The organism is Natronotalea proteinilytica (genome assembly GCF_055379935.1).
On the sequence record NZ_AP043947.1, the window covers coordinates 958132 to 977643 of the forward strand.

At 55.2% G+C, this 19512-nt stretch carries 17 protein-coding genes; 15 read left to right on the forward strand and 2 right to left on the reverse strand.

The features are described 5' to 3' along the window. Window positions 1-42 precede the first annotated feature (42 nt). Window positions 43-681 carry a hypothetical protein gene (locus ACZ5AL_RS04030; RefSeq protein ID WP_464512341.1) on the reverse strand — a complete coding sequence of 213 codons (639 nt, stop codon included), beginning with the start codon at window positions 679-681 and terminating at the stop codon, window positions 43-45. A gap of 159 nt (window positions 682-840) precedes the next feature. Between ACZ5AL_RS04030 and ACZ5AL_RS04035 the strand changes: the two genes are divergently transcribed. The 13 genes from ACZ5AL_RS04035 to hslU all read left to right on the forward strand — a co-directional run bounded on the left by ACZ5AL_RS04035 (window position 841) and on the right by hslU (window position 16846). Next, window positions 841-1416: a DUF3177 family protein gene (locus ACZ5AL_RS04035; protein ID WP_464512342.1), complete on the forward strand. Its 576-nt coding sequence runs from the start codon at window positions 841-843 to the stop codon at window positions 1414-1416. 163 nt (window positions 1417-1579) lie between these two features. Next, entirely contained in the window at window positions 1580-4048 is a 2469-nt protein-coding gene (locus tag ACZ5AL_RS04040) for a heme lyase CcmF/NrfE family subunit (protein ID WP_464512343.1), read from the forward strand. A 1088-nt stretch (window positions 4049-5136) separates the two neighbouring features. Then, window positions 5137-5433, forward strand: coding sequence for a LapA family protein (locus ACZ5AL_RS04045; protein ID WP_464512345.1), 297 nt, complete (start codon window positions 5137-5139; stop codon window positions 5431-5433). Next, window positions 5426-6376, forward strand: coding sequence for an LD-carboxypeptidase (locus ACZ5AL_RS04050; RefSeq protein ID WP_464512346.1), 951 nt, complete (start codon window positions 5426-5428; stop codon window positions 6374-6376). The genes ACZ5AL_RS04045 and ACZ5AL_RS04050 overlap by 8 nt, the downstream gene beginning before the upstream one ends. A 93-nt stretch (window positions 6377-6469) precedes the next feature. Next, the gene (purN, locus tag ACZ5AL_RS04055) at window positions 6470-7141 is read left to right on the forward strand and encodes a phosphoribosylglycinamide formyltransferase (RefSeq protein ID WP_464512347.1); all 672 of its coding nucleotides are present in this window, start codon (window positions 6470-6472) and stop codon (window positions 7139-7141) included. Then, complete coding sequence (gene purH, locus ACZ5AL_RS04060; RefSeq protein WP_464512349.1) at window positions 7125-8708, forward strand: bifunctional phosphoribosylaminoimidazolecarboxamide formyltransferase/IMP cyclohydrolase; 1584 nt, start codon at window positions 7125-7127, stop codon at window positions 8706-8708. The genes purN and purH overlap by 17 nt, the downstream gene beginning before the upstream one ends. A gap of 544 nt (window positions 8709-9252) precedes the next feature. Continuing rightward, entirely contained in the window at window positions 9253-9363 is a 111-nt protein-coding gene (locus ACZ5AL_RS04065; RefSeq protein ID WP_464512350.1) for a pentapeptide repeat-containing protein, read from the forward strand. A gap of 301 nt (window positions 9364-9664) precedes the next feature. Beyond that, entirely contained in the window at window positions 9665-10672 is a 1008-nt protein-coding gene (locus tag ACZ5AL_RS04070; protein ID WP_464512351.1) for a rod shape-determining protein, read from the forward strand. Between the two features lie 75 nt (window positions 10673-10747). Next, a complete protein-coding gene (gene mreC / locus ACZ5AL_RS04075; protein WP_464512353.1) occupies window positions 10748-11716 on the forward strand; it encodes a rod shape-determining protein MreC in 969 nt (322 codons plus the stop codon). A 62-nt stretch (window positions 11717-11778) separates the two neighbouring features. After that, window positions 11779-13278 carry a D-alanyl-D-alanine carboxypeptidase/D-alanyl-D-alanine endopeptidase gene (gene dacB / locus ACZ5AL_RS04080; RefSeq protein ID WP_464512354.1) on the forward strand — a complete coding sequence of 500 codons (1500 nt, stop codon included), beginning with the start codon at window positions 11779-11781 and terminating at the stop codon, window positions 13276-13278. 83 nt (window positions 13279-13361) lie between these two features. Further along, window positions 13362-13928 (forward strand): ATP-dependent protease subunit HslV, encoded by a 567-nt coding sequence (gene hslV / locus ACZ5AL_RS04085; RefSeq protein ID WP_464512355.1) that lies wholly within the window; start codon window positions 13362-13364, stop codon window positions 13926-13928. Window positions 13929-14135: 207 nt separating this feature from the next. Beyond that, on the forward strand, window positions 14136-15242 hold the full coding sequence (locus ACZ5AL_RS04090; RefSeq protein WP_464512357.1) for an NYN domain-containing protein: 1107 nt from the start codon (window positions 14136-14138) through the stop codon (window positions 15240-15242). 134 nt (window positions 15243-15376) lie between these two features. Then, on the forward strand, window positions 15377-16846 hold the full coding sequence (gene hslU, locus ACZ5AL_RS04095) for an ATP-dependent protease ATPase subunit HslU (protein ID WP_464512358.1): 1470 nt from the start codon (window positions 15377-15379) through the stop codon (window positions 16844-16846). Window positions 16847-17181: 335 nt separating this feature from the next. Here hslU and ACZ5AL_RS04100 read toward each other — a convergent pair whose 3' ends face one another. Next, window positions 17182-17694 carry a BrxA/BrxB family bacilliredoxin gene (locus tag ACZ5AL_RS04100; RefSeq protein WP_464512359.1) on the reverse strand — a complete coding sequence of 171 codons (513 nt, stop codon included), beginning with the start codon at window positions 17692-17694 and terminating at the stop codon, window positions 17182-17184. 184 nt (window positions 17695-17878) lie between these two features. On the opposite strand from ACZ5AL_RS04100, the gene ACZ5AL_RS04105 reads away from it, so the two are divergent. Together ACZ5AL_RS04105 and greA are read left to right on the forward strand one after the other, a co-directional pair. Next, window positions 17879-18424 (forward strand): C40 family peptidase, encoded by a 546-nt coding sequence (locus tag ACZ5AL_RS04105; protein ID WP_464512361.1) that lies wholly within the window; start codon window positions 17879-17881, stop codon window positions 18422-18424. 594 nt (window positions 18425-19018) lie between these two features. Continuing rightward, complete coding sequence (gene greA / locus ACZ5AL_RS04110) at window positions 19019-19495, forward strand: transcription elongation factor GreA (RefSeq protein ID WP_464512362.1); 477 nt, start codon at window positions 19019-19021, stop codon at window positions 19493-19495. The last annotated feature ends 17 nt before the right edge of the window (window positions 19496-19512 follow it).

Sequence of the window (19512 nt, forward strand, 5' to 3'; positions counted from 1 at the left end):
AATTCAAGATGAGGGAAAACGCAAAATGTGCAGTGTACGTCGTTACGCGTCGTCTTCGTTTGCGTTGGTGTCTTCATGGCCCCACGGAGCGGGAGGCGTATCGACGGCTTCAGAGAGGTCAAAGTCAACGCGCCAACTCCACTCGTCGCCGCGAACCGTACCATAGCTATAGCGGGCGCCCGGCTCAATCTCCAGTCGCCAGCCCCGCCAGATGCCGGTTTCTTCGGTGCGCTCTTCCGAGAGAAACTCTTGCCGCATTTCAGTGCCCGCGGCTTCGGTAAACCCGCCGTACATGGTAACGTCATCGTCTTCGCCATCTTCGGTGCGATGGTCGTGGCGAATTTCGATGCTATCGTCGTGGCGTGTTAAGATCCAGGTGCGCGAGCGATCCCAACCGTCCTCGGTTTCGATGTGGAACGGGATCTCCATGCGATTGTCTTCGCACACGCGCCAGTGGGCAATCAGCAACTCATCGCCGTCGAGCATCTCGTCGCCCTCGGGCTCCCGCTCTAGAGCCCCTTCATAGGCATTGCCGCACTGCTCCTGCATGTTACTCCAGAATGCGGCTTGCGGATCAGTTTCTATATCCTCAGGCGACTCGTCGGAATCAGGAGCGCATCCGGCAAAGACAAAGGCTCCAAAAAGAAGGCCAGCACACGATACAAGGACCGTTCGTAGCATAGTAAAACCGGTGATTGGTTTGAAGCTAATGGGATCGGAACCGTAAGGTACAACACAAGATGGACGAATGCATACGGGGCTGATTTAAGGGGGCGGAACCCGACAGACCGAGCAGGAATGTCACAGACGCCCGTTTTTTCGATTCTGGTTCCCTGTCTTATGGATGCTGATGCATGGTATCGCGTAGCCTACGCTGAGTTTGCCTTTGCGACGGTAATGCTCATTGTAGTGCCGCTCGTTATGCTGCTGGCATCGTGGAACCAACCGCCGGTGCGTAAACGGCTCCTTGCATACTGGCGAGCGGCTGCGCTTTTGGGTATCACCGTATACCTGTGGATTGCCGAAATGACGATGGGCTTTGCAACCAGTTTTGTGGCCCGCGCGGTCGTTCCACTGGTGCTATGGCGAGGCGATATTGGGGCCGTGTGGAAGCGCCCACTTCCTCAAGCCACGACCCGACTGGCGCGCCTGTACCGGGTCTGGTGGTACTTTGCTGTGATCTACTCGGTAGCTGGGCTGCTCTCCATGATTCCACTTCTTCCATGTGCCTTTGGAAGCGACGCAGCCCCCGCGTGCCAGGCGTGGTATGGACCGCCGCAGGCATACGCTGAACTACTGCATCCGCACGCCGATTGGCATCAGTTGGGGCTCTGGGCCTGGGTTGCGCTTAGCATCTATACCGTGTATCTGATGGCCACAGCGTACCGACTGCGCATGCGCAAGAACACGCAATGAGGCGATACGCTCCTCTCCTTTCGGGTGATCGAGGCAGCCGCAAATTAACATGAATACGGCGCTGGAAGGCGTTAGGCGCCTGTAAAGACAGGAACTGCACCTCATCGTGCAGTTTCCAAAATACCAACAGCCCCACTCTCTTACGACACCTGCCTGCTGTATTATGATCGGTACGATCGGGGAGCTCTTCATTATCACCGCGTTCGTTACGTGCGCTTTATCCGGGCTAACCTTTTTCTGGGCAGCCCAGTCTTCCAATTCGAACGAAAAACGCTTTTGGACGCGCACCGGACGCTGGTCGTGGGGCGCGATGTCGGCGGCGGTGCTCATTGCCTCGGGCATCTTGTGGTTTCTGCTGCTCACGCATCAATACCAGTATGCGTATGTGTACCAGCAAACCTCAAACGACCTGCCGCTGCGTTATCTCATCTCGGCATTTTGGGCCGGGCAAGAAGGGTCCTTTCTGTTCTGGATCCTTACGATGTGTGTCACCGGTGGGCTTCTCATTAGCTACGTAAAGCGCCGCTACGAGGCGCCGGTCATGGCCGTTGTGGCGTTCTGCCAGTTTGCACTCCTTGCCATGGTCGTTGGGCTGCAGTTTGGGTCGTTTCCGATTGGCGCATCCCCGTTCATGACGCTGGGCGAGAAATTTCCGGAAGCGCCTATTTTTCAGGATAACCCGCACTTCATTCCAGCCAACGGGCAAGGGCTGAACGACCTGCTTCAAAACCCATGGATGACCATTCACCCTCCGGTGCTCTTTTTGGGCTTTTCGTCGATGGTGGTGCCTTTCGCCTTTGCTTGTGCAGCCCTCTGGAAACGAAAGTACACGCAGTGGGTGCGCCCGGCACTGCCGTGGACCATCTTTGCTGTGCTCACACTTGGACTGGGCATTGCACTGGGAGGCTACTGGGCATACATCACGCTTTCGTTTGGCGGATACTGGGCGTGGGATCCCGTGGAAAACTCCTCGCTGGTGCCGTGGCTGCTGGGGGTGGCGGCGCTCCACACCATGCTCGTGCAAAAGAAGAGCGGTTCTAGCCACAAAGCGGCACTCATCCTAAGTATTCTGGCGTACATCTTTGTGGTGTACTCCACCTTTCTAACACGTAGTGGCATCTTGGGGGATGTGTCAGTTCACTCCTTCGTAGACCTGGGGCTGTACAACCAACTACTGCTCTGGATCGTGTCGATGGCGGTGCTGGGGCTTGGCCTCTTTGCGTGGCGGTATCCGGAGTTGCCCACGCCGAAGAAAGAACCGCGTATCATTTCGCGCGAGTTCATGATCTTCTCAGGGGCAATGATTCTGTGTACCATTAGCGCCGTAGTGATTTTGGGCACCAGCTCGCCCATCTTTGGTCGTATTTTCCAGGATGCCCCCTCCACCGTGCCTATTGAGTTCTACAACCGGTGGACGCTGCCGCTAAGTATCGGGCTGGTCTTCCTGGCGGGCATTGGCCAGCTTATGTGGTGGAATAAGATGGGCGTAAATGATCTGAACCGCATTGTGATTAAGCCGCTAGCCGCGGCAGCAGTGGCCACGATTGCTATTCTCGTGCTCACGCCGTTTGCGCAGCAAACCGTCATCCTGCCCGCTGATATGCCAGTGCAAGAATTCGCCCAGGCGGGCTTCACCGAAGGCCTTGGCGTGTTCTGGGATACGTATGGATACGCCCTCATGCTGCTTATGCTTGTCTTTGGGGCCTTCTTTTCCCTCTTTGGCAACGGCATGGTGCTATGGCGCATTGGCAAAGGAAATCCGCGTATGGCTGGAGGAGCCATTACACACATCGGATTTGCCATTATGATGTTAGGTATCGTGGCGTCAAGCTCGTTCGACCGCGCGCTGCCGATGCTCGATCAGATCCGGACCACGGAAGACGTCGAAAATAATGCACGTGAGAATTTTGTGCTCGCTAAAGGCGAAACGCGTGTGGTAAGCGGATACCAGGTCACGTACCGAGAGCGTGATGTGAATGACTACGGACGCGATGAATTCATCCTTGACATCACCGATCGACAAGACCGTAGTTATACCTTGCGCCCCGAAGCCTACGAAGATGACGATGGGCAGTGGTTCATGCACCCCGGCGTGAAGAAGTTCTTTGAGCAGGACCTGTTTGTGGCCGTTACTCCACGTGCCGCCACGGGTATTGACGACGACCCCGATGTTACTGGCGGCGAGTTCCAGTTGGCACAAGGCGATTCTACGGTTATCGGAAACGAACAGTACGCAATTGCTTTCCGCGGCTTTAATCTGGATCTGCCCGAGCATGAGGTGCCCGACGATACGCGCTTGGCGGTAGCGGCGCTCATCGAGATGACGGATCTGGAGACTGGCGAGACTCGCTCGCTCGATCCGGTGTACATGGTGGCTGAAGACCGAACCGAACGCTATGTGGAAGCCCAGATAGAGGACTGGGACATCCGTCTGGCCTTCACTCAAATGGATGTGGACTCTGGCAAAGCAAACTTCGCAATTGACGGGGTCGAGGTGATGCCTGATGATTGGGTAGTGGTGCAGGCTAGTGTCAAACCTCTTATCAGTCTGGTCTGGATTGGCTTCATCATGCTCTCGATTGGGTTTGTGGTAGCGCTGGTACGACGCGTACAAGACCTGCGTACGCGCTGATATGTGTCGCGCGTGATTCTGCTTTAGTGCTTTAGTGCTGTGTCACAGGTCAATCTTCGGGTAACGCATGTACCCTCTAACGTACCTAAACTAACTCACGTCCTTGTCATTGCGGTCGGAGCGAAGCGCCCCGACCGCAGGGAGGAAGTACTCGTTCGCTAGCGCTCACAGCGCCGCGTCGGTCGCAGGCTCCCTCCTCGCGATGACAAAGGTGTAAGTGTATTTTTGCTGATCTACTTAGGCAGAGCCGCTCCGCTCAAGATGACAACATTAGGTAGCGGTAAGATGTTAAGTGATTGACATGTGGGTTACATCATCGCAACCCGCTCAAACCCCCTCTGTCTTCGAGCTTCGCCGCAGGCGTGATCCTATGGACATATCCCCCCTTGGCTAAGCTAGTCTATGCACACAACCTGAGATGGTGATAATCGCTGATGATCGCTTGCCTGTCCTGAACTCGATTCAGGATCTGGATGACATTCGAGGAGGTGGCGTTCGAGTTGAAAGGAAGCTTTCGTCTCCAGCACCGTCCCCCCGACACGTCATCCTGAACTTGATTCAGGATCCACTCGCCCGAGCAGACGCCCAGGAGGGTTCTTTTTGTGGGGTCCAACAGTCCCTCATTGAACAGGCGGTGGAGGAGTCAAATTTCCCACCAACGAAATACCAGAGACAAAGTTATGTACAAGGATTAGCCTTGGCTAAGGGGGAGAAACCCGACACGAGCCCGGAGGGCGACTGATGGAGCGAAGCCGAATAAAGGAGAGGGGGTTCGAACAAGAGAGAACTGCGATCTCCAATCACCTTATCATTTAGTGTCTATCCAGTGCCCAACATTAAAACGGGGTGCGTTGTCCACCAACCATTGACGTGTAACAGCACAGTAGTACCTTCGCATCGCCATTCTGAGGATAGCGATGCGTTTGAAGCCGTAGAGGCGACGTGCTTTTAGACGCTGCGTGGGTACACCATGTCCATCCGTTGGGGATAAGGAGCCTGCAATAGGAACAATGGCTTGCAAACAGGCTGCACATTCCCCTATCTTGAAGCATGTATTCGTGTGCTGTCTTCGTTAAAGCGTTCTTGCTATGCCCGACCTCTCAACCCCACGCGTTCAGCTTGCGCTGGGCGGTTCGTTGCTCCTCGTACTTTTGACTGTGATCTTCGCGCTTCAAAACACAGAGCCTATCCGTGTCAACCTGATCTTTTTTAGCACAGAAGGATCGGCAGCGTTGGTGTTGCTTCTCACATTTATGATTGGCATTGGGGTGGGTTTGCTCGTAATGGTGCCCACGCGGATGCGTGACCGCAAGCGCATCAAGCAACTCCGGAGTGAGATCCAGGAACTGGCTGGCTCCCAATCGTCTACAGCATCTGATGAATAGTCCCTTGGCCTCACCGTCCATGCCCGTATTGGAGCCGAGGACCTCCGCACATCTGATCGCGCCCGCGAGTCCACCGCGTGAAGACACCGACTACCCCGCCGTGCTAATGGCCATCCAACGCGACTGGTCGATACGCACGGCCTACGCGCCCGGCGCCCCACGAGGCTACCTGGCTGCCCCCGATGCCGAGCGGACCTCTGCTCTGGAGCGAGCGCTGACTGATCCCGAGGCCCAGGCCGTGCTCTGCGTGCGGGGCGGATACGGATGCCTGCGTCTGTTGCCTCATCTGAACTGGAACGCGTTGCAGCGCGCTACGCCCCGTTGGATCGTCGGGTATAGCGACATCACCGCGCTGCAAATGGCCTGCTGGCACAAGCTCGGATGGCCTAGCATTACGGGACCTGTGGCCACCGAGTGGCCGAAGCTCTCACGGACTATGCGTAATGCGGTTTTTCGCAGCACCCAACCCACCCCTTGGACTCCCTCGCTTCCTCCAAACACGAGCGCCCCCGTCTCATTGACGCACGGTACGGCAACCGGTCCGCTTTTAGGAGGGACGCTTTCAGTGCTTACTCGCTTGCTCGGTACGCCATATATGCCCGACCTTACAGGGGCGATTCTGCTCTTAGAAGATGTACAAGAGCCGCCCTACGCGGTGGATCGCATGCTTATGCATATGGAACTGGCAGGCGTACTCGATCGGTTGGGTGGGGCGGTCCTCGGGCAGTTTCGCCTGCCGGCCTCTGTTTCGGAGCCTACGTTGTCGATGGACACCGTACTGGCCGACTATTTTGCCGACCGTCCGTATCCGGTACTCATGAATGTGGCATACGGACATTGTCTGCCTCGTCTGTGCTTGCCGATGGGCGTACCGTTTCGGCTGCACCTTACCCCGAAAACCACTTCAATGACGTGCTACCCAGTCCAGGAATCGCAATATTAGGCAAATTGAGCCAGAGCGGTGGCACTTGTGCCTGTCGCCTCTGATGTTACAGATGTGCTATTCACTGATTGGTCCTTCAGAGCTTCCTCTTGCATGAGCGATTTTCGGTTGGCGGTGTGCGCCTCAGGCGGCGGCACAAACATGCAGGCGCTGATCGATGCAACCGAATCGGGGGCGGTGCCCGGTACGGTGGTCGGATGCCTCACAGATCGCCCCACCGCTGGTGCTCTTGATCGAGCCGCTGCCCACGATATTCCCACTGCTGTCGTCGCACCCTCTGACTATGACTCGCCTGCCGCATTTGGGGCGGCTCTCTGCGACGTACTCGCAGCGTGGGATACCTCGTTTGTTGCGTTGGCAGGGTATCTCAAGAAAATTCCGCCAGTAGTTCTACAAGCATACCCCAACCGCATTACCAATATCCACCCGTCGCTGCTTCCCGCATTTGGTGGATCCGGTATGTACGGAATGCGCGTGCATGAGGCTGTGCTCGACTACGGAGCGCACTGGACCGGCGTTACGGTGCATCTGGTCAACGAGGCGTACGATGAAGGACCCATTGTCGCCCAGCAGCCGGTGCCTGTATTGCCCGATGACACCCCTGCTTCATTGCAACAGCGCGTGCTTGCGGTTGAGCACGATTTGTATCCGACCGTAATTCGTCACTTTGCACGCGGCACCGTATCCGTGAATGGTCGCCACGTAACTCTCAACGGATCCTCTGCATCGCATCGCCCCCCAACGTCCCATGCCAACCCCAACTGACGATTTGTCTACTCCCCGTATTCGCCGCGCACTGCTTTCAGTGTACGATAAAACGGATCTGGTGCCGTTTGCCCGTACGCTGTATGAGCATGGTATCGAGCTTATTTCAACAGGTGGTACAGCGGCTGCATTGCGCGAGGCCGACCTTCCGGTGACTGAGGTGAGCGACATAACCGGTGCCCCCGAAATGATGGACGGACGCGTTAAAACGCTGCATCCCGTCATTCATGCAGGCATTCTGGCGCGTCGTAAGACTCCAAGCGACGCGCAGGAGCTAGCGGCCGAAGGCATCGCACCGATTGACCTGGTGGTGTGCTCCCTCTACCCGTTTCGGCAGGCCCGCCACCGCTCTGATCTCGACGAAACCGCGCTGATGGAGTTTATTGACATTGGCGGCCCAACGATGCTTCGTGCGGCGGCCAAAAACCATCAGCGGGTCGGGGTGGTCTCCAGCACGCAGCAGTACGATCAGGTCGTTCAGGAGCTAGAGGAGAACGATGGAGCGCTTACCGCTGCGACGCGCCGGGAGCTAGCCGGACACGCGTTCGCCACCACGGCTTCCTACGATACAGCCATTGCTAATCACCTTGGCAGTAACCAGGACGATGATGCACTGGATGCCCCTTACATTGCTGTAGAACCTCAAGCCCAAACGCTGCGCTACGGCGAAAACCCGCATCAACGGGGAGCGCTATACGGCACTCCATTTTCTTTTGTCGATCCGCTTCACGGCAAGGCGTTGTCCTACAACAACATGCTGGATGTGCACGCCGCGCTTGCGCTTATCGACGAGTTTCAAGACGACGGCCCAACATGCGCGATTCTCAAGCACACCAACCCGTGTGGTATTGCTACCGCCGATACGCTACCTACGGCCTATGAGCGCGCCTTTGCCACCGATACCAAATCGCCGTTTGGAGGCATTGTAATTGTAAATCAACCGCTTGATCGGACCACAGCAGAAGCGATCAACGAGGTGTTTACCGAGGTGATTATCGCTCCCGAGTTCGAGCCGGGCGTTATGGACTTTCTGACGCAGAAAAAGCGGCGCCGTATCTTGAAACAAACGGGCTCCTTGCGTAGCGACCCACGTCTGCAGGTGCGATCGGTGATTGGCGGAATGCTCGTACAAGATCGAGATCCCGTAACCCCCGGACGCGCTGCAAGCCAGCAAGCGTGGGACGTAGCCACCGATACGGCACCCACCGATGCACAGTGGGCCGACCTCTACTTTGCCTGGCGCGTGGTAAAGCACGTGAAGAGCAATGCGATTGTGTACGCGCGCAACGGACGCACACTGGGCATTGGAGCCGGACAAATGAGTCGCATTGACGCCTCGGAGCTTGCCGTGCGCAAAGCCCAGAACGAAGACCTTTCATTGCAGGATGCAGTGATTGCTTCTGACGCGTTCTTTCCATTTGCTGATGGACTCGAAGCAGCCATTGCTGAAGGGATTACCGCGGCCATTCAGCCCGGCGGATCCATTCGTGATGATGAAGTGATTGCTGCTGCCAACGCTCACGACATTGCCATGGTCTGCACCGGGCAACGTCACTTTTGCCACTAAGTTGGTACTAAGCGGCAGAAATACGTTTACACCTTGTCATCGCGCTAGTCTATGCACACAACTCGAGATGGTGATAATCGTTAATCACGGGTTGCAATCTGGACTTGTTGTTGACGGGATCATCAACGTATTGGCCAGAACGAGGGACGGCGCCCGCGGGACCTCGTGCGGCCGGTGCCTTTTCTGGATCCTGGATCGCGCTCGCCGGCTTGCTTGCCTGTTCTGAACTCGATTCAGGGTCTGGATGACATTCGAGGGGGTGGCATTTGGGTTGAAAGGGAGCTTTCGTCTCCCAGCACCGTCCCCCGACACGTCATCCTGAACTTGATTCAGGATCCAATCCCCCGACTATTCCCCCGAGAAGACGCCCAGATGGGTTCTTGTTATAGGATCCAACAGTCTCTCATTGAACGGGCGGTGGAGGAAACCAACTTTAAGTAGACAACATAGCGAAGAAAAAGTTATGTGCAAGGACTAGGTCATCGCGAGGAGGGAGCCTGCGACCGACATGGCGCTGTGAGCGTAGCGAACGAGTACTCCTGGGGTGCGATCTCATGCCTCCCGGCTGGGCAGTGCCGCCCAGTTTGAAGGCACAAGATTTGAAGGCACAAGATTTGAAGGCACAAGATTTGAAGGCACAAGATTGCACCCTTAAAGGCACTCCCTCGCTGGCGCTCCTCGCAATGACATGCTCAAAGATTCTTTTGTGGGTCCACTAGGCGTCGGCGGCATGTAACGAAAAGTTGTCGGGATGGAATCTTTTTAGTTGTCTATGCATGCGAACACGGTGTGCGTTCTCTCCCTTGTAGCGCATGGTGCTTCCCCACATGCTGTTTGTGCGTCCTATAAATGGACGTCCTATGACCCTATTGTAGCATAGCACCTTACTACGTATTACGCGGTGCACTGCGTACGCACCGTCTTTTTGGACTTTACCAATCCCCTTGTCCTGATCTATGTTTTTCAACTTCACACAAGACGTTGCCATTGACCTCGGTACAGCGAATACGCTTATCTACATCCGAGGCGAAGACATTGTCTTGAATGAGCCCAGTATCGTTGCCGTGGATCATAGTACCCGCGAGGTCCGCGAGATTGGGCATGAGGCGCTACAAATGCATGAGCGTACCCACAACGACATCGAAACGATTTGGCCCTTGAAAGACGGCGTGATTGCTGACTTTAAGGTGGCCGAACAGATGATCCGGGGCCTCATGCAAAAGGTGCGGCGCAACTGGTTTACGTCCATCCGGTCGATGGTTGTGTGCGTTCCCAGCGGCATCACCGAGGTTGAAAAGCGGGCTGTGCGCGATTCGGCTGAGCATGCCGGTGCGAAGCGCGTGCATTTGATCTCCGAGCCCATGGCTGCAGCGATTGGCATTGGCCTTGACGTAAGCGAGGCTGTAGGCAATATGGTGGTGGATATTGGTGGAGGCACCACCGAGATTGCTGTCATTGCATTGTCGGGCATTGTAATCGACGAGTCGATTCGTGTGGGGGGCACTGAGTTTGACAAGGCCGTTGTGCAGTACTTTAAGCGCAACCACAACCTGTTGATAGGATCGCGGACCGCCGAGCGCATCAAGTGCGAGATTGGGAGTGCGATTGAAATGGAAACCGAAATGGAGTTGTCCGTTCGGGGGCGCGACCTCGTCAGCGGGATCCCTAAAGATCGTTCCATTTCTTCGGTCAATGTGCGCGAGGCGCTACGTGATAATCTTGACCAGATTGTAGCAGGAGTGCTCCGTTGTTTGGAGCGCACGCCTCCCGAGCTAGGGGCTGATGTGCTGGAGCGTGGCATTATGCTTACAGGAGGAGGCGCCATGCTCCACGGCCTTGACGACATGCTGCGCGATCGCGTAGAGTTGCCCGTGTATGTGGCCGAAAACCCACTCACGGCTGTTGTGCGTGGCACAGGCACCGTACTCGAAAACCTTGAGGAATATAAGCGTGTACTTGTATAACCGTTGTTCTGGTGGAATCACCAAGGTGCCCCAAGCACTGCTTTAAAGAGGTACACAGCCTCCGATCCTGTACGCATGCAACAGCCTTCACAATACGATCGGCTTCAAGATTGGGCCCTTTTTTTGGCGCTCATGGCACTATCGCTTGTGGTGTTGTTCACGGGAAATCGCAGCATGAATCAGTCGCTGCGCGCATATGGACTGGAGCTTACTGCCCGTATTGACAATCAACTGGCGTGGGTCGAACGGTACACCCGGGCTCTTCAAGAAAACGAGGTGTTGCGAGCTCGCAACATTGAGCTGGCTGGTGAGGTAGCACGCTCTCGCGATGCGCGCCAGCGCAACGATGAACTCGAAGCTATGTTGTCGTTGCAAACCCATGCCGATACCGTGTTTGCAGAGCGCGAACTCGTAGCAGCACGCATCTTACAGAAAGACATTACCCAACAGCATAATTTACTCACGCTCGATGTAGGGCGACGCGATAGTGTAGAGACGGGCATGGCTGTACTCACACCCGATGGCATTGTGGGTACCGTTTTGCTGACCAGCGAGCGCTTCAGTCAGGTTATGCCCTTTCTAAACACAGACTTTCGGGTGCCGGGTGTCATCAGTGCAATTGGAGCCGAGGGCATGGTGCAGTGGGAGGGCGACCGCCTTGACGCACTTAGCATGCATCATGTGGTGCAAACTGAGCCCGTAGAGGCCGGGCAGCAGGTGGTGGCTAGCACCTACAGTGGCGTTTTTCCTGCTGGATGGCCCATTGGAACGATAGATTATGTAGAAACACAAACCGGGCGTAATGATCTGGCCATTACGCTACGCCCGGCTGTTTCGCTGCATGCGACAAGCCATGTGTTCGTAGCGCTGCGTCCAGATCGACTAGAGGCACTAGACGATCAGTTCGAGGCGCCTGGGTATGCGCCTGAGCCATCCCAGGCTGCACCTGGACTGCCGCCCAATGTTGTGCCTGCAGATCCTGAAGAAGTACCGCCCGACGTTCCGGACGATCCTCTTCCTGATACCGAACCGGACTCCCGTTAAGTGCATTCATGAAGACGGGATGTGCCTGCCACTCTTTTTATATCTGCTCTACCCTGACCATTATGATGCGCGCCTATCAAATCGTATGGATTGCAAGTGCAGTTCTTGTAGGAGCTTTTGCTGGTTCTCCGGATCCGGCCGCTGCGCAACTCTCGTGGGACGACGAGATGCGCAATGCGATTTACGAAGTACTCGAGGAGCACGATGCTTCGACGGGCACGTGGCATCTTACCGTCAAAAATCTAGAGACCAATGAACTCCTCGTTGAGCAGCACAGCCACCGTGCGGCTATTCCAGCGTCGGTTGTTAAAGTGCTGACCTCTGCAGCAGCGCTAGAGCTGCTTGGGCCAGACTTTCAGTATGAAACAGCGCTTACCGCAACGGCTCCGCGCAGTGGAGACACCGTGCCCGGGGATCTAATTCTGCACGGGAGCGGTGACCCCTCGTTGGGGTCGGTAGCGTCATCGGAGGATGTACTTGCGAACTGGGCGAACGGGTTGTATCACGCCGGCGTTCGGCATGTCGAAGGGCGTGTTATCGGAGACGACACTCGGTTTGATGAGCCCGCCATGGCGCCGGGGTGGAGTTGGGATGATCGCCCCTATGCCTACGCTGCTCAAAGCAGTGCTCTCTCGTATCGCCAAAATGTTGTGGATGTGGAAGTTGAGGCCCCGTCTCACCTTGCTCGTCCCCGCGTGACCTGGCGCCCCGAAAACACGTCATACATTACGGTAAGCTCCAATCTGGAGCGCGTGTCTGCCGGCCATTCCATATGGCGCTCGTTCACCCGTCGCCCGGGTCAGAATGTGATCGAAGTACGAGGACGTATTCCTGCTGGGCGTTCCACGGAGTTTTCGGTTACCGTAGACAATCCTACTCTATTTACAGCTACTCTTTTTGATGAAGCATTACAGCGAAACGGCATTACCACTGGCGACTTTCCCGCGCTGATGCGCGATGTACCGCCGCCTGCAACTCAGGATACACTCACCACGGTGTATTCCCCGCCGCTTTATGAGCTTGTCAAAACGATGAATCAAGACAGCAATAACCTTTACGCTGAACAGATTATGCACACGCTTGGCGCCTACGCGCATGGCGATTCGTTACGTGCTGTCTCTGGAACTCGGGCACGTGGGATTCGGCTCACCGAAGGGGTGCTGCAGCGTGCGGGCGTGTCACCTTCCAACATCCGTCTTGTAGACGGCTCCGGTCTGTCGCGCTACAATCTGATTTCCACCGGAGCAGTTGTTGACTTGTTGGTGTACATGTGGAACCACCCTGACCCTGAAGTGCGCCAAGCATTTTGGGCTTCGCTGCCCGTTGGTGGACAGAGCGGCACGCTCCGCAATCGATTCCAACGAGCCACTATTGCGCGGGGCAATGTGCGTGCAAAAACAGGAACGCTTTCAAATACAAGCGCGCTAGCTGGGTATGTCACGTCGTTAGATGGTACCCCCTTGGCCTTTGCAATCATAATTAACAACCACGTTGGCAGCACCCGTCCGCTTCGTGCAGCACAAGACCACATCGTTAACATACTGGCACAATATCCGCGCTAAGTTGGCGAACTGCACGGCGTGTTGGATGTAATACCCATGCTACGGTTTATAGTACTCTTCCACACACGCGACTACATACGTATATGCCTACCGATTCGCCCCTGCATGGAACTACTGTACTTGGCGTTCGCCACAATGGTCAAATTGCGATGGGATCCGATGGCCAGGCAACGATGGGCGAAACGGTTATGAAGCACAAAGCGGAAAAGGTGCGCACGCTCTACAACGATGGGATCTTAGCAGGATTTGCCGGCTCCACCGCTGATGCGTTTACCCTGTTTGAACGCTTTGAAGAAAAACTAAATGAATATGGTGGTAACGTAACGCGTTCAGCTGTAGAGCTTGCCAAAGATTGGCGCACCGACCGTTACCTGCGGCGTTTGGAAGCGCTGTTGGCTGTAGCCTCGAGCGATCGACTGCTCGTTATTAGCGGCAGCGGCGATGTGATCGAACCCGATGACGATATCATCGCAATCGGATCGGGTGGCTCATATGCGCTGGCTGCCGTGCGCGCCATGCAAAAACATGCCCCCAACATGGATGCGCACACGATAGTGGAAGAAGGCCTGCGGCAGGCGGCAGACATCTGCATTTACACCAACCACAACCGGACGATCCTTGATCTGAAGGTGGATTCTGACGCCACGTAGCAGCGCAACAAAGCAACGGGATACCACACGTATTCTCCAGGTATTTCCGCTCTGCTTCCTCTCGATACGTGCTTCTCTGTAACGATGTACACATTACACCAACGCTGTACACCCGAGGGATCTGCGTATCTCAGGGGGCACCGGCCGTGATATACACATACAAATGCCGGTTTCATTGAACTAAATGAACCTGACCCTAAGCCTATTATGCCCACCGTATCAGGAGATCACACTGCATCCGCCGCTCCCCGCGCGGCGTTGTTTGTTGACTATGATAACCTCTATACCGTGCTGCACGCGCAGGATACTGAGCGCGCTCCCAAGGCACTGGCCATACGTATCATAGATGAAGTCCGTCGTTATCTTGAAGAAGGAGACGACACCCCCACCGTATATGCACGCGCATATGCCGATTTTGCTACGCTCCCCGATGCTGTTCCTGGCAGTGCCGAAACAGAGCTTTACGAACGAGGATTTGCACCGCAGGTAACCCCTACGGCCGTGCAACTGAACGCGTCTGAACAACACCTGACGGTTGATGTCACCGAACTGCTGAACACGCGTCCGGATATCACTTCAGTGGTTATCGTAACGGGAGACCGGCCTTACCTGCCGCTGATCCGTGCGATCCGTGAGCGAGGGGTGCGTCCGCTCGTTGCATCGGTGCATCCTCCACAGAACGAGGATATCTCCCCGTATCTAGAAGACGAAGCCTACCTCGATGCCCGCAACCTGCTCGGCTCGTCGGCACGTACCACGCTCACCTCGCGTGAACAAGCCAAACGCCCCAGTCGCCGCCGTACACGGGCATCGAAGCCCCCTGTGCAACAAAAGCCGCTCGAAGATCCAATCCTGCGGGCCACGATCGAAGTGACTGAAGAGTTCTTCGGGCAGTACGACGAGGTGTACCTGACCCCACTCCTTCGCAAAATCTCGGAAGAACTGGGCGAAGGCTACGATCCAAAGGCACTCGTTAGCGATCTTGAGTCAGCAGGAGCCGTATGGCTCGAAAAACGCGACGGCTATCCGTACGATTACACGGTGTTGATCGTAAATGAGGAGCACGAAGATGTGCAAGAGATCCTCGACGATTACTACCGCGACCGTACGTTTGGAAGTGGCTATAACGGAGCGTCTGAAGAAGAGCCTGTTTCAGCTGCTGACGAAGTGCCGGCTGAAGAAGAGCCCGTGTCTTATGATGAGTTCGACGCTCCCACGCGGTCGAGCCTCGACGACTACGCTGAAGATCCTGAAGATCCCGATGAAGCCCCAGAGGCTGAATCCGATGAGCCGACGTCTACCTCATCGTATTAAATCGGTCGAATGCACGTTGTGCACGTGCGTGGTGAGTTCGGAGCCTTACGACCCCTCTACGCTGATGAAAGGGCCTTCGAATAGCTCCAAATGAACCACGCACGATTTTTTGCATCCATTGATAACTTGCTTTTATGGGAACGCATCCTTCGCTCGACGAACTTACGCCCCGTCAAATTGTCGAGGAGCTCGACAATTACATCATTGGACAAGACAAAGCAAAAAAGAATGTAGCTATTGCATTGCGCAACCGCTGGCGTCGCCGAAATGCGCCAGAGGACATGCGCGAGGAGATTATGCCCAACAACATCATCATGATTGGGCCTACCGGAGTCGGGAAGACAGAAATTGCCCGCCGGCTCGCCAGACTTGCTCGTGCACCGTTCATTAAGGTGGAAGCTTCGAAGTTCACCGAGGTCGGATACGTAGGGCGCGATGTAGAAAGTATGATTCGCGACTTAGCCGATATTGCCGTGAACCTGGTGCAGGAAGAGCACAAAGAGGCGGTGCAAGAACGAGCCGCGCAGCGGGCTGAAGACCGTATCCTCGACATTCTGATTCCACCCACCGACTCCCAAAAAAGCAGTACCGGCAGCAGTGGTGCTTCGAGTATTACCGGGCCGGGCTTCGTGCTGCAGCGCGATGAGTCCAACGGCGATCCCGAGTCTGCAGAAGACGCCCCGCCCACCGAGGCGAACCTGCGTGAACGCACGCGCGAGAAATTTCGGGAGAAGCTGGCCCGGGGCGATCTCGACGAGCGTGAAATTGAAATCGAAGTGTCATCGGACTCCTCGTCGCCCATGATGCAGGTCTTTGGCCCTATGGGCATGGAAGAGATGGGGGTAAACCTGCAAGAGCTGTTCGGCAACCTGGGTAGTCAAAACCGCAAGAAGCGCCGTGTTACCGTTGAGGAGGCGCGCGAGCTGCTTACTCAAGAAGAAGCGCAAAAACTGATCGACATGGATCAGGTAAAAGAAGATGCGCTAGAGCGGGTGCAGCAAACGGGTATGGTCTTCATTGATGAGATCGATAAGGTCGCTTCGGGGACCAATAAACGCGATCAGAGCGGTGCTGGCCAGGGCGTGTCGCGCCAGGGTGTTCAGCGCGATCTGCTTCCTATTGTGGAAGGCTCGAACGTGCAGACCAAGCACGGAATGGTGAAGACCGATCACATCCTGTTTGTGGCCAGCGGGGCGTTTCATGTGTCAAAGCCCAGCGACCTCATTCCAGAATTGCAAGGCCGGTTTCCAATTCGTGTTGAGCTTAACAATCTCGACGAAGAAGACTTCTATCGGATTCTTAAAGAGCCGCGCAATGCATTGCTGAAGCAGTACCGAGCATTGCTGGCTTCTGAAGGCGTAGAGATTACGTTTGAAGATGAAGGAGTTCGCGAGATTGCACGTGTAGCGGCGCAGGTAAACGCTGATGTGGAAAATATCGGAGCCCGTCGTCTACACACGATCCTTACGACATTGCTGGAAGACATCCTATATGATGTGCCCGACCAGATGGATGACACGGAGGTTGTGATTGATGCTGAACGCGTTAAGGAACGTCTCAGCTCTATTGCGACCGACCGCGACCTGAGTCAGTACATTCTGTAGCAAGCTGTGTGGCATGCGGTACAGCGTCAATGTGCTTCTACCATTGTGCCACCTAGATACAGACAGCAACGGCCCGCTGCCCTCACAGGCAGGCGGGCCGTTTTGCGTTTCCTTGCTCTCAGACAAGCAAACAGGTGTCAACACAAATACGCGTTTCACTTGTTCATCACGAAGAGGGAGCCGGCACCGGATGTAGAAATCTCATTCTACCGTTTGATCGGTGTGGACCTATCGAACGGCCCGAGATTGCACGCTGGGAGTGTCTGTTCTTCCAAAGTGCGTCGTTGCTACCGTTACTCACCAAACCATCTTTAAAGATGCGTTTGTGCATCTGATCAAGAGAACGACTGAAAGCTAGACGGAAGCCCGGAAGAGGCCGACTGCTGTGGGGTTGGACTGCTGGGAGCATCCGAGGGGACATCGCCATTGCAATAGGCTTCGAAGGCTGTTTTTAGATCGTTTGCTATCGCATTGGCGCTGCGCCCTTCAATGTGTTTCCGCTCAATGATGTACACCGGCTGTCCGTCTTTAAACAGTGCAATAAACGGTGATGATGGAGGGATACCCGCCAGGTGATTTTCACGCACATGCTCGGTAGCCTCCAAATCTTGGCCGGCAAAGACCGTCACATACTCATCAGGTTGCACATCTAGTTGCGAGGCCATAGCAACGGCAGGACGCGCGTTTCCTGCGGCGCATCCACATACCGAGTTGATAACGAGTAACATGGTTTTGTCAGCAGCATCTGCAAAAGCAGCATCCACTGCATCGGCATCAGTAAGCTCTTCAACACCAATGCGCGTAAGCTCTTCGCGCATGGGGGCAACCATTGCTTCAGGATAAGGCATAATCGGAAGGATCAGTAACAGGTAAGCGGGGTGTATACACACTAAGCAAACCTATTTATAGATGAGGTGATCCTCCTCAACCTGCTGATTCAACCTGTTGTTGCAGGTATGAACGCATTATGGAGATGGGCCTTGAAAGTTACGTATTGCTTCGTTGTTTGTATCTCAACGTGTCTCTTGTCCTATGCAACGTGTACTGTTTTCGGTTCGGCACCTGCTTGTTTGGGGCAGTTTGGCAATTTTGATCGTGGGGTGTTCCAGTTCGGCATCAACCATTGACAACACATCGGGCGAACATCGTGACGTGGTAGATCGGTGGGAGCAAGCAGCAGATGCGTGGGACGGTGTGCCACATCAATGGGGCGGTACCACCACGCGCGGTATTGATTGTTCAGGGCTTGTGCAGGTGCTCTATCGTGACGTCGCCAATGTTGATATGCCCCGCACAACCAGCGAGCAGGTACAAGTGGGCGACCGGGTGCGGCAGCGTGATCTGGCACCAGGCGATCTGGTGTTTTTTCACTACGATAAAGGCCAGCACGTAGGCGTGCACATTGAAAACGGTCGCTTCGTGCACGCGTCGTCTAGCCGAGGGGTGATGGTGTCGAATCTCAACGAAAGCTACTGGCAAAACCGGTACTGGACGGCCCGTCGCGTTGATGATAGCGTTGCCACCGCCGCGTCAGAGAGCCAGCCTCCGTCGTCCTCCCAAAGTCGTGGAGGATGGTAATGCTGATTATGGAAACACGCGGGGGCGCCGTTTCCACCGGCTGTTGATACGTACTTTTCAGAAGCCTTCTGTTCTTTCGTGACATGCATCGTGTGATATGTAATGGGACCGCAACGAGAAGGAACATTTGACTTCCATTCTCGAATAACAGGATAGAATTTGCAACATACGACAGACCGCCGCCCCTGTGCACGTCCACGCTGTGCACGCACGGGTGTGGCGGTCTGTCTTTATGATGAATCCCTTGTGGAATGAAAGCGGCTAAACTTTACGATCTTTTACGGACGTGAAAGCTTCGCATTTGTCGTGGCATACAGCCGTCAACGAAAAAACGTCCTGTTTTCAGGTTCGTTATGCCGTCGCACCGATACCCAAGGGCGACATACACGCTGCCAAAAACATCGTACCGTCGGGCTGGCGGGAGCACTGCAACGTGCTAGTGCCTGTGGAGAAAACGGTAAGGCTTGTACGCTGTTGAGCAAAACCAAGCACGGTTCTGAGAAACAGGAAGTCATACTCGCGAGAGTGAATCCCCGCTCTCTTTAGTCGGGGGAGAAGTCAAGATGTATTGCTCATGAGATGTACGCACCCTTTATGACGAAGAAAACGGTATACCTCACAGAAGAGGGCCTTCAAGAACTCAAAGATGAACTGCAATTCTTGAAAACAAAAGAGCGTTCACGGATCGCTGATGCGATTGCGGAAGCGCGGGCCAAGGGCGATCTATCGGAGAATGCGGAATACGACGCGGCCAAAGAAGAGCAGGGCAAACTCGAAGCCCGCATTTCAAAACTTGAAGACACCATCTCTCGGGCTCGGGTGGTGAATGAAAATGAGGTTGACGATAGCAAAGCCTACATTCTATCGAACGTTACCGTCGAAAACCTGACGACGGGGGCTGAACAAACGTACACGCTTGTTGCCGAACAAGAGGCTGATGTGTCGGAAGGCAAAATCAGTGTAGACAGTCCGGTGGGCAAGGGGTTGCTTGGCAAAGAAGAGGGAGACGAGGTAGACATTAAGGTGCCAGCGGGAACCATCACGCTGAAGATTCTGGATATCACCCGCTAATCCATTAGAGGTGAACC

Bases quoted from the DNA above. Each gene is read 5' to 3' on its own strand.
- dacB (WP_464512354.1), top strand. From the start codon at position 11,779: ATGATGCGCGCCTATCAAATCGTATGGATTGCAAGTGCAGTTCTTGTA.
- ACZ5AL_RS04030 (WP_464512341.1), bottom strand. From the start codon at position 681: ATGCTACGAACGGTCCTTGTATCGTGTGCTGGCCTTCTTTTTGGAGCC.
- purH (WP_464512349.1), top strand. From the start codon at position 7,125: ATGCCAACCCCAACTGACGATTTGTCTACTCCCCGTATTCGCCGCGCA.
- ACZ5AL_RS04050 (WP_464512346.1), top strand. From the start codon at position 5,426: ATGAATAGTCCCTTGGCCTCACCGTCCATGCCCGTATTGGAGCCGAGG.
- mreC (WP_464512353.1), top strand. From the start codon at position 10,748: ATGCAACAGCCTTCACAATACGATCGGCTTCAAGATTGGGCCCTTTTT.
- hslU (WP_464512358.1), top strand. From the start codon at position 15,377: ATGGGAACGCATCCTTCGCTCGACGAACTTACGCCCCGTCAAATTGTC.
- ACZ5AL_RS04035 (WP_464512342.1), top strand. From the start codon at position 841: ATGGATGCTGATGCATGGTATCGCGTAGCCTACGCTGAGTTTGCCTTT.
- greA (WP_464512362.1), top strand. From the start codon at position 19,019: ATGACGAAGAAAACGGTATACCTCACAGAAGAGGGCCTTCAAGAACTC.
- purN (WP_464512347.1), top strand. From the start codon at position 6,470: ATGAGCGATTTTCGGTTGGCGGTGTGCGCCTCAGGCGGCGGCACAAAC.
- ACZ5AL_RS04090 (WP_464512357.1), top strand. From the start codon at position 14,136: ATGCCCACCGTATCAGGAGATCACACTGCATCCGCCGCTCCCCGCGCG.
- hslV (WP_464512355.1), top strand. From the start codon at position 13,362: ATGCCTACCGATTCGCCCCTGCATGGAACTACTGTACTTGGCGTTCGC.
- ACZ5AL_RS04040 (WP_464512343.1), top strand. From the start codon at position 1,580: ATGATCGGTACGATCGGGGAGCTCTTCATTATCACCGCGTTCGTTACG.
- ACZ5AL_RS04070 (WP_464512351.1), top strand. From the start codon at position 9,665: ATGTTTTTCAACTTCACACAAGACGTTGCCATTGACCTCGGTACAGCG.
- ACZ5AL_RS04100 (WP_464512359.1), bottom strand. From the start codon at position 17,694: ATGCCTTATCCTGAAGCAATGGTTGCCCCCATGCGCGAAGAGCTTACG.
- ACZ5AL_RS04045 (WP_464512345.1), top strand. From the start codon at position 5,137: ATGCCCGACCTCTCAACCCCACGCGTTCAGCTTGCGCTGGGCGGTTCG.
- ACZ5AL_RS04105 (WP_464512361.1), top strand. From the start codon at position 17,879: ATGCAACGTGTACTGTTTTCGGTTCGGCACCTGCTTGTTTGGGGCAGT.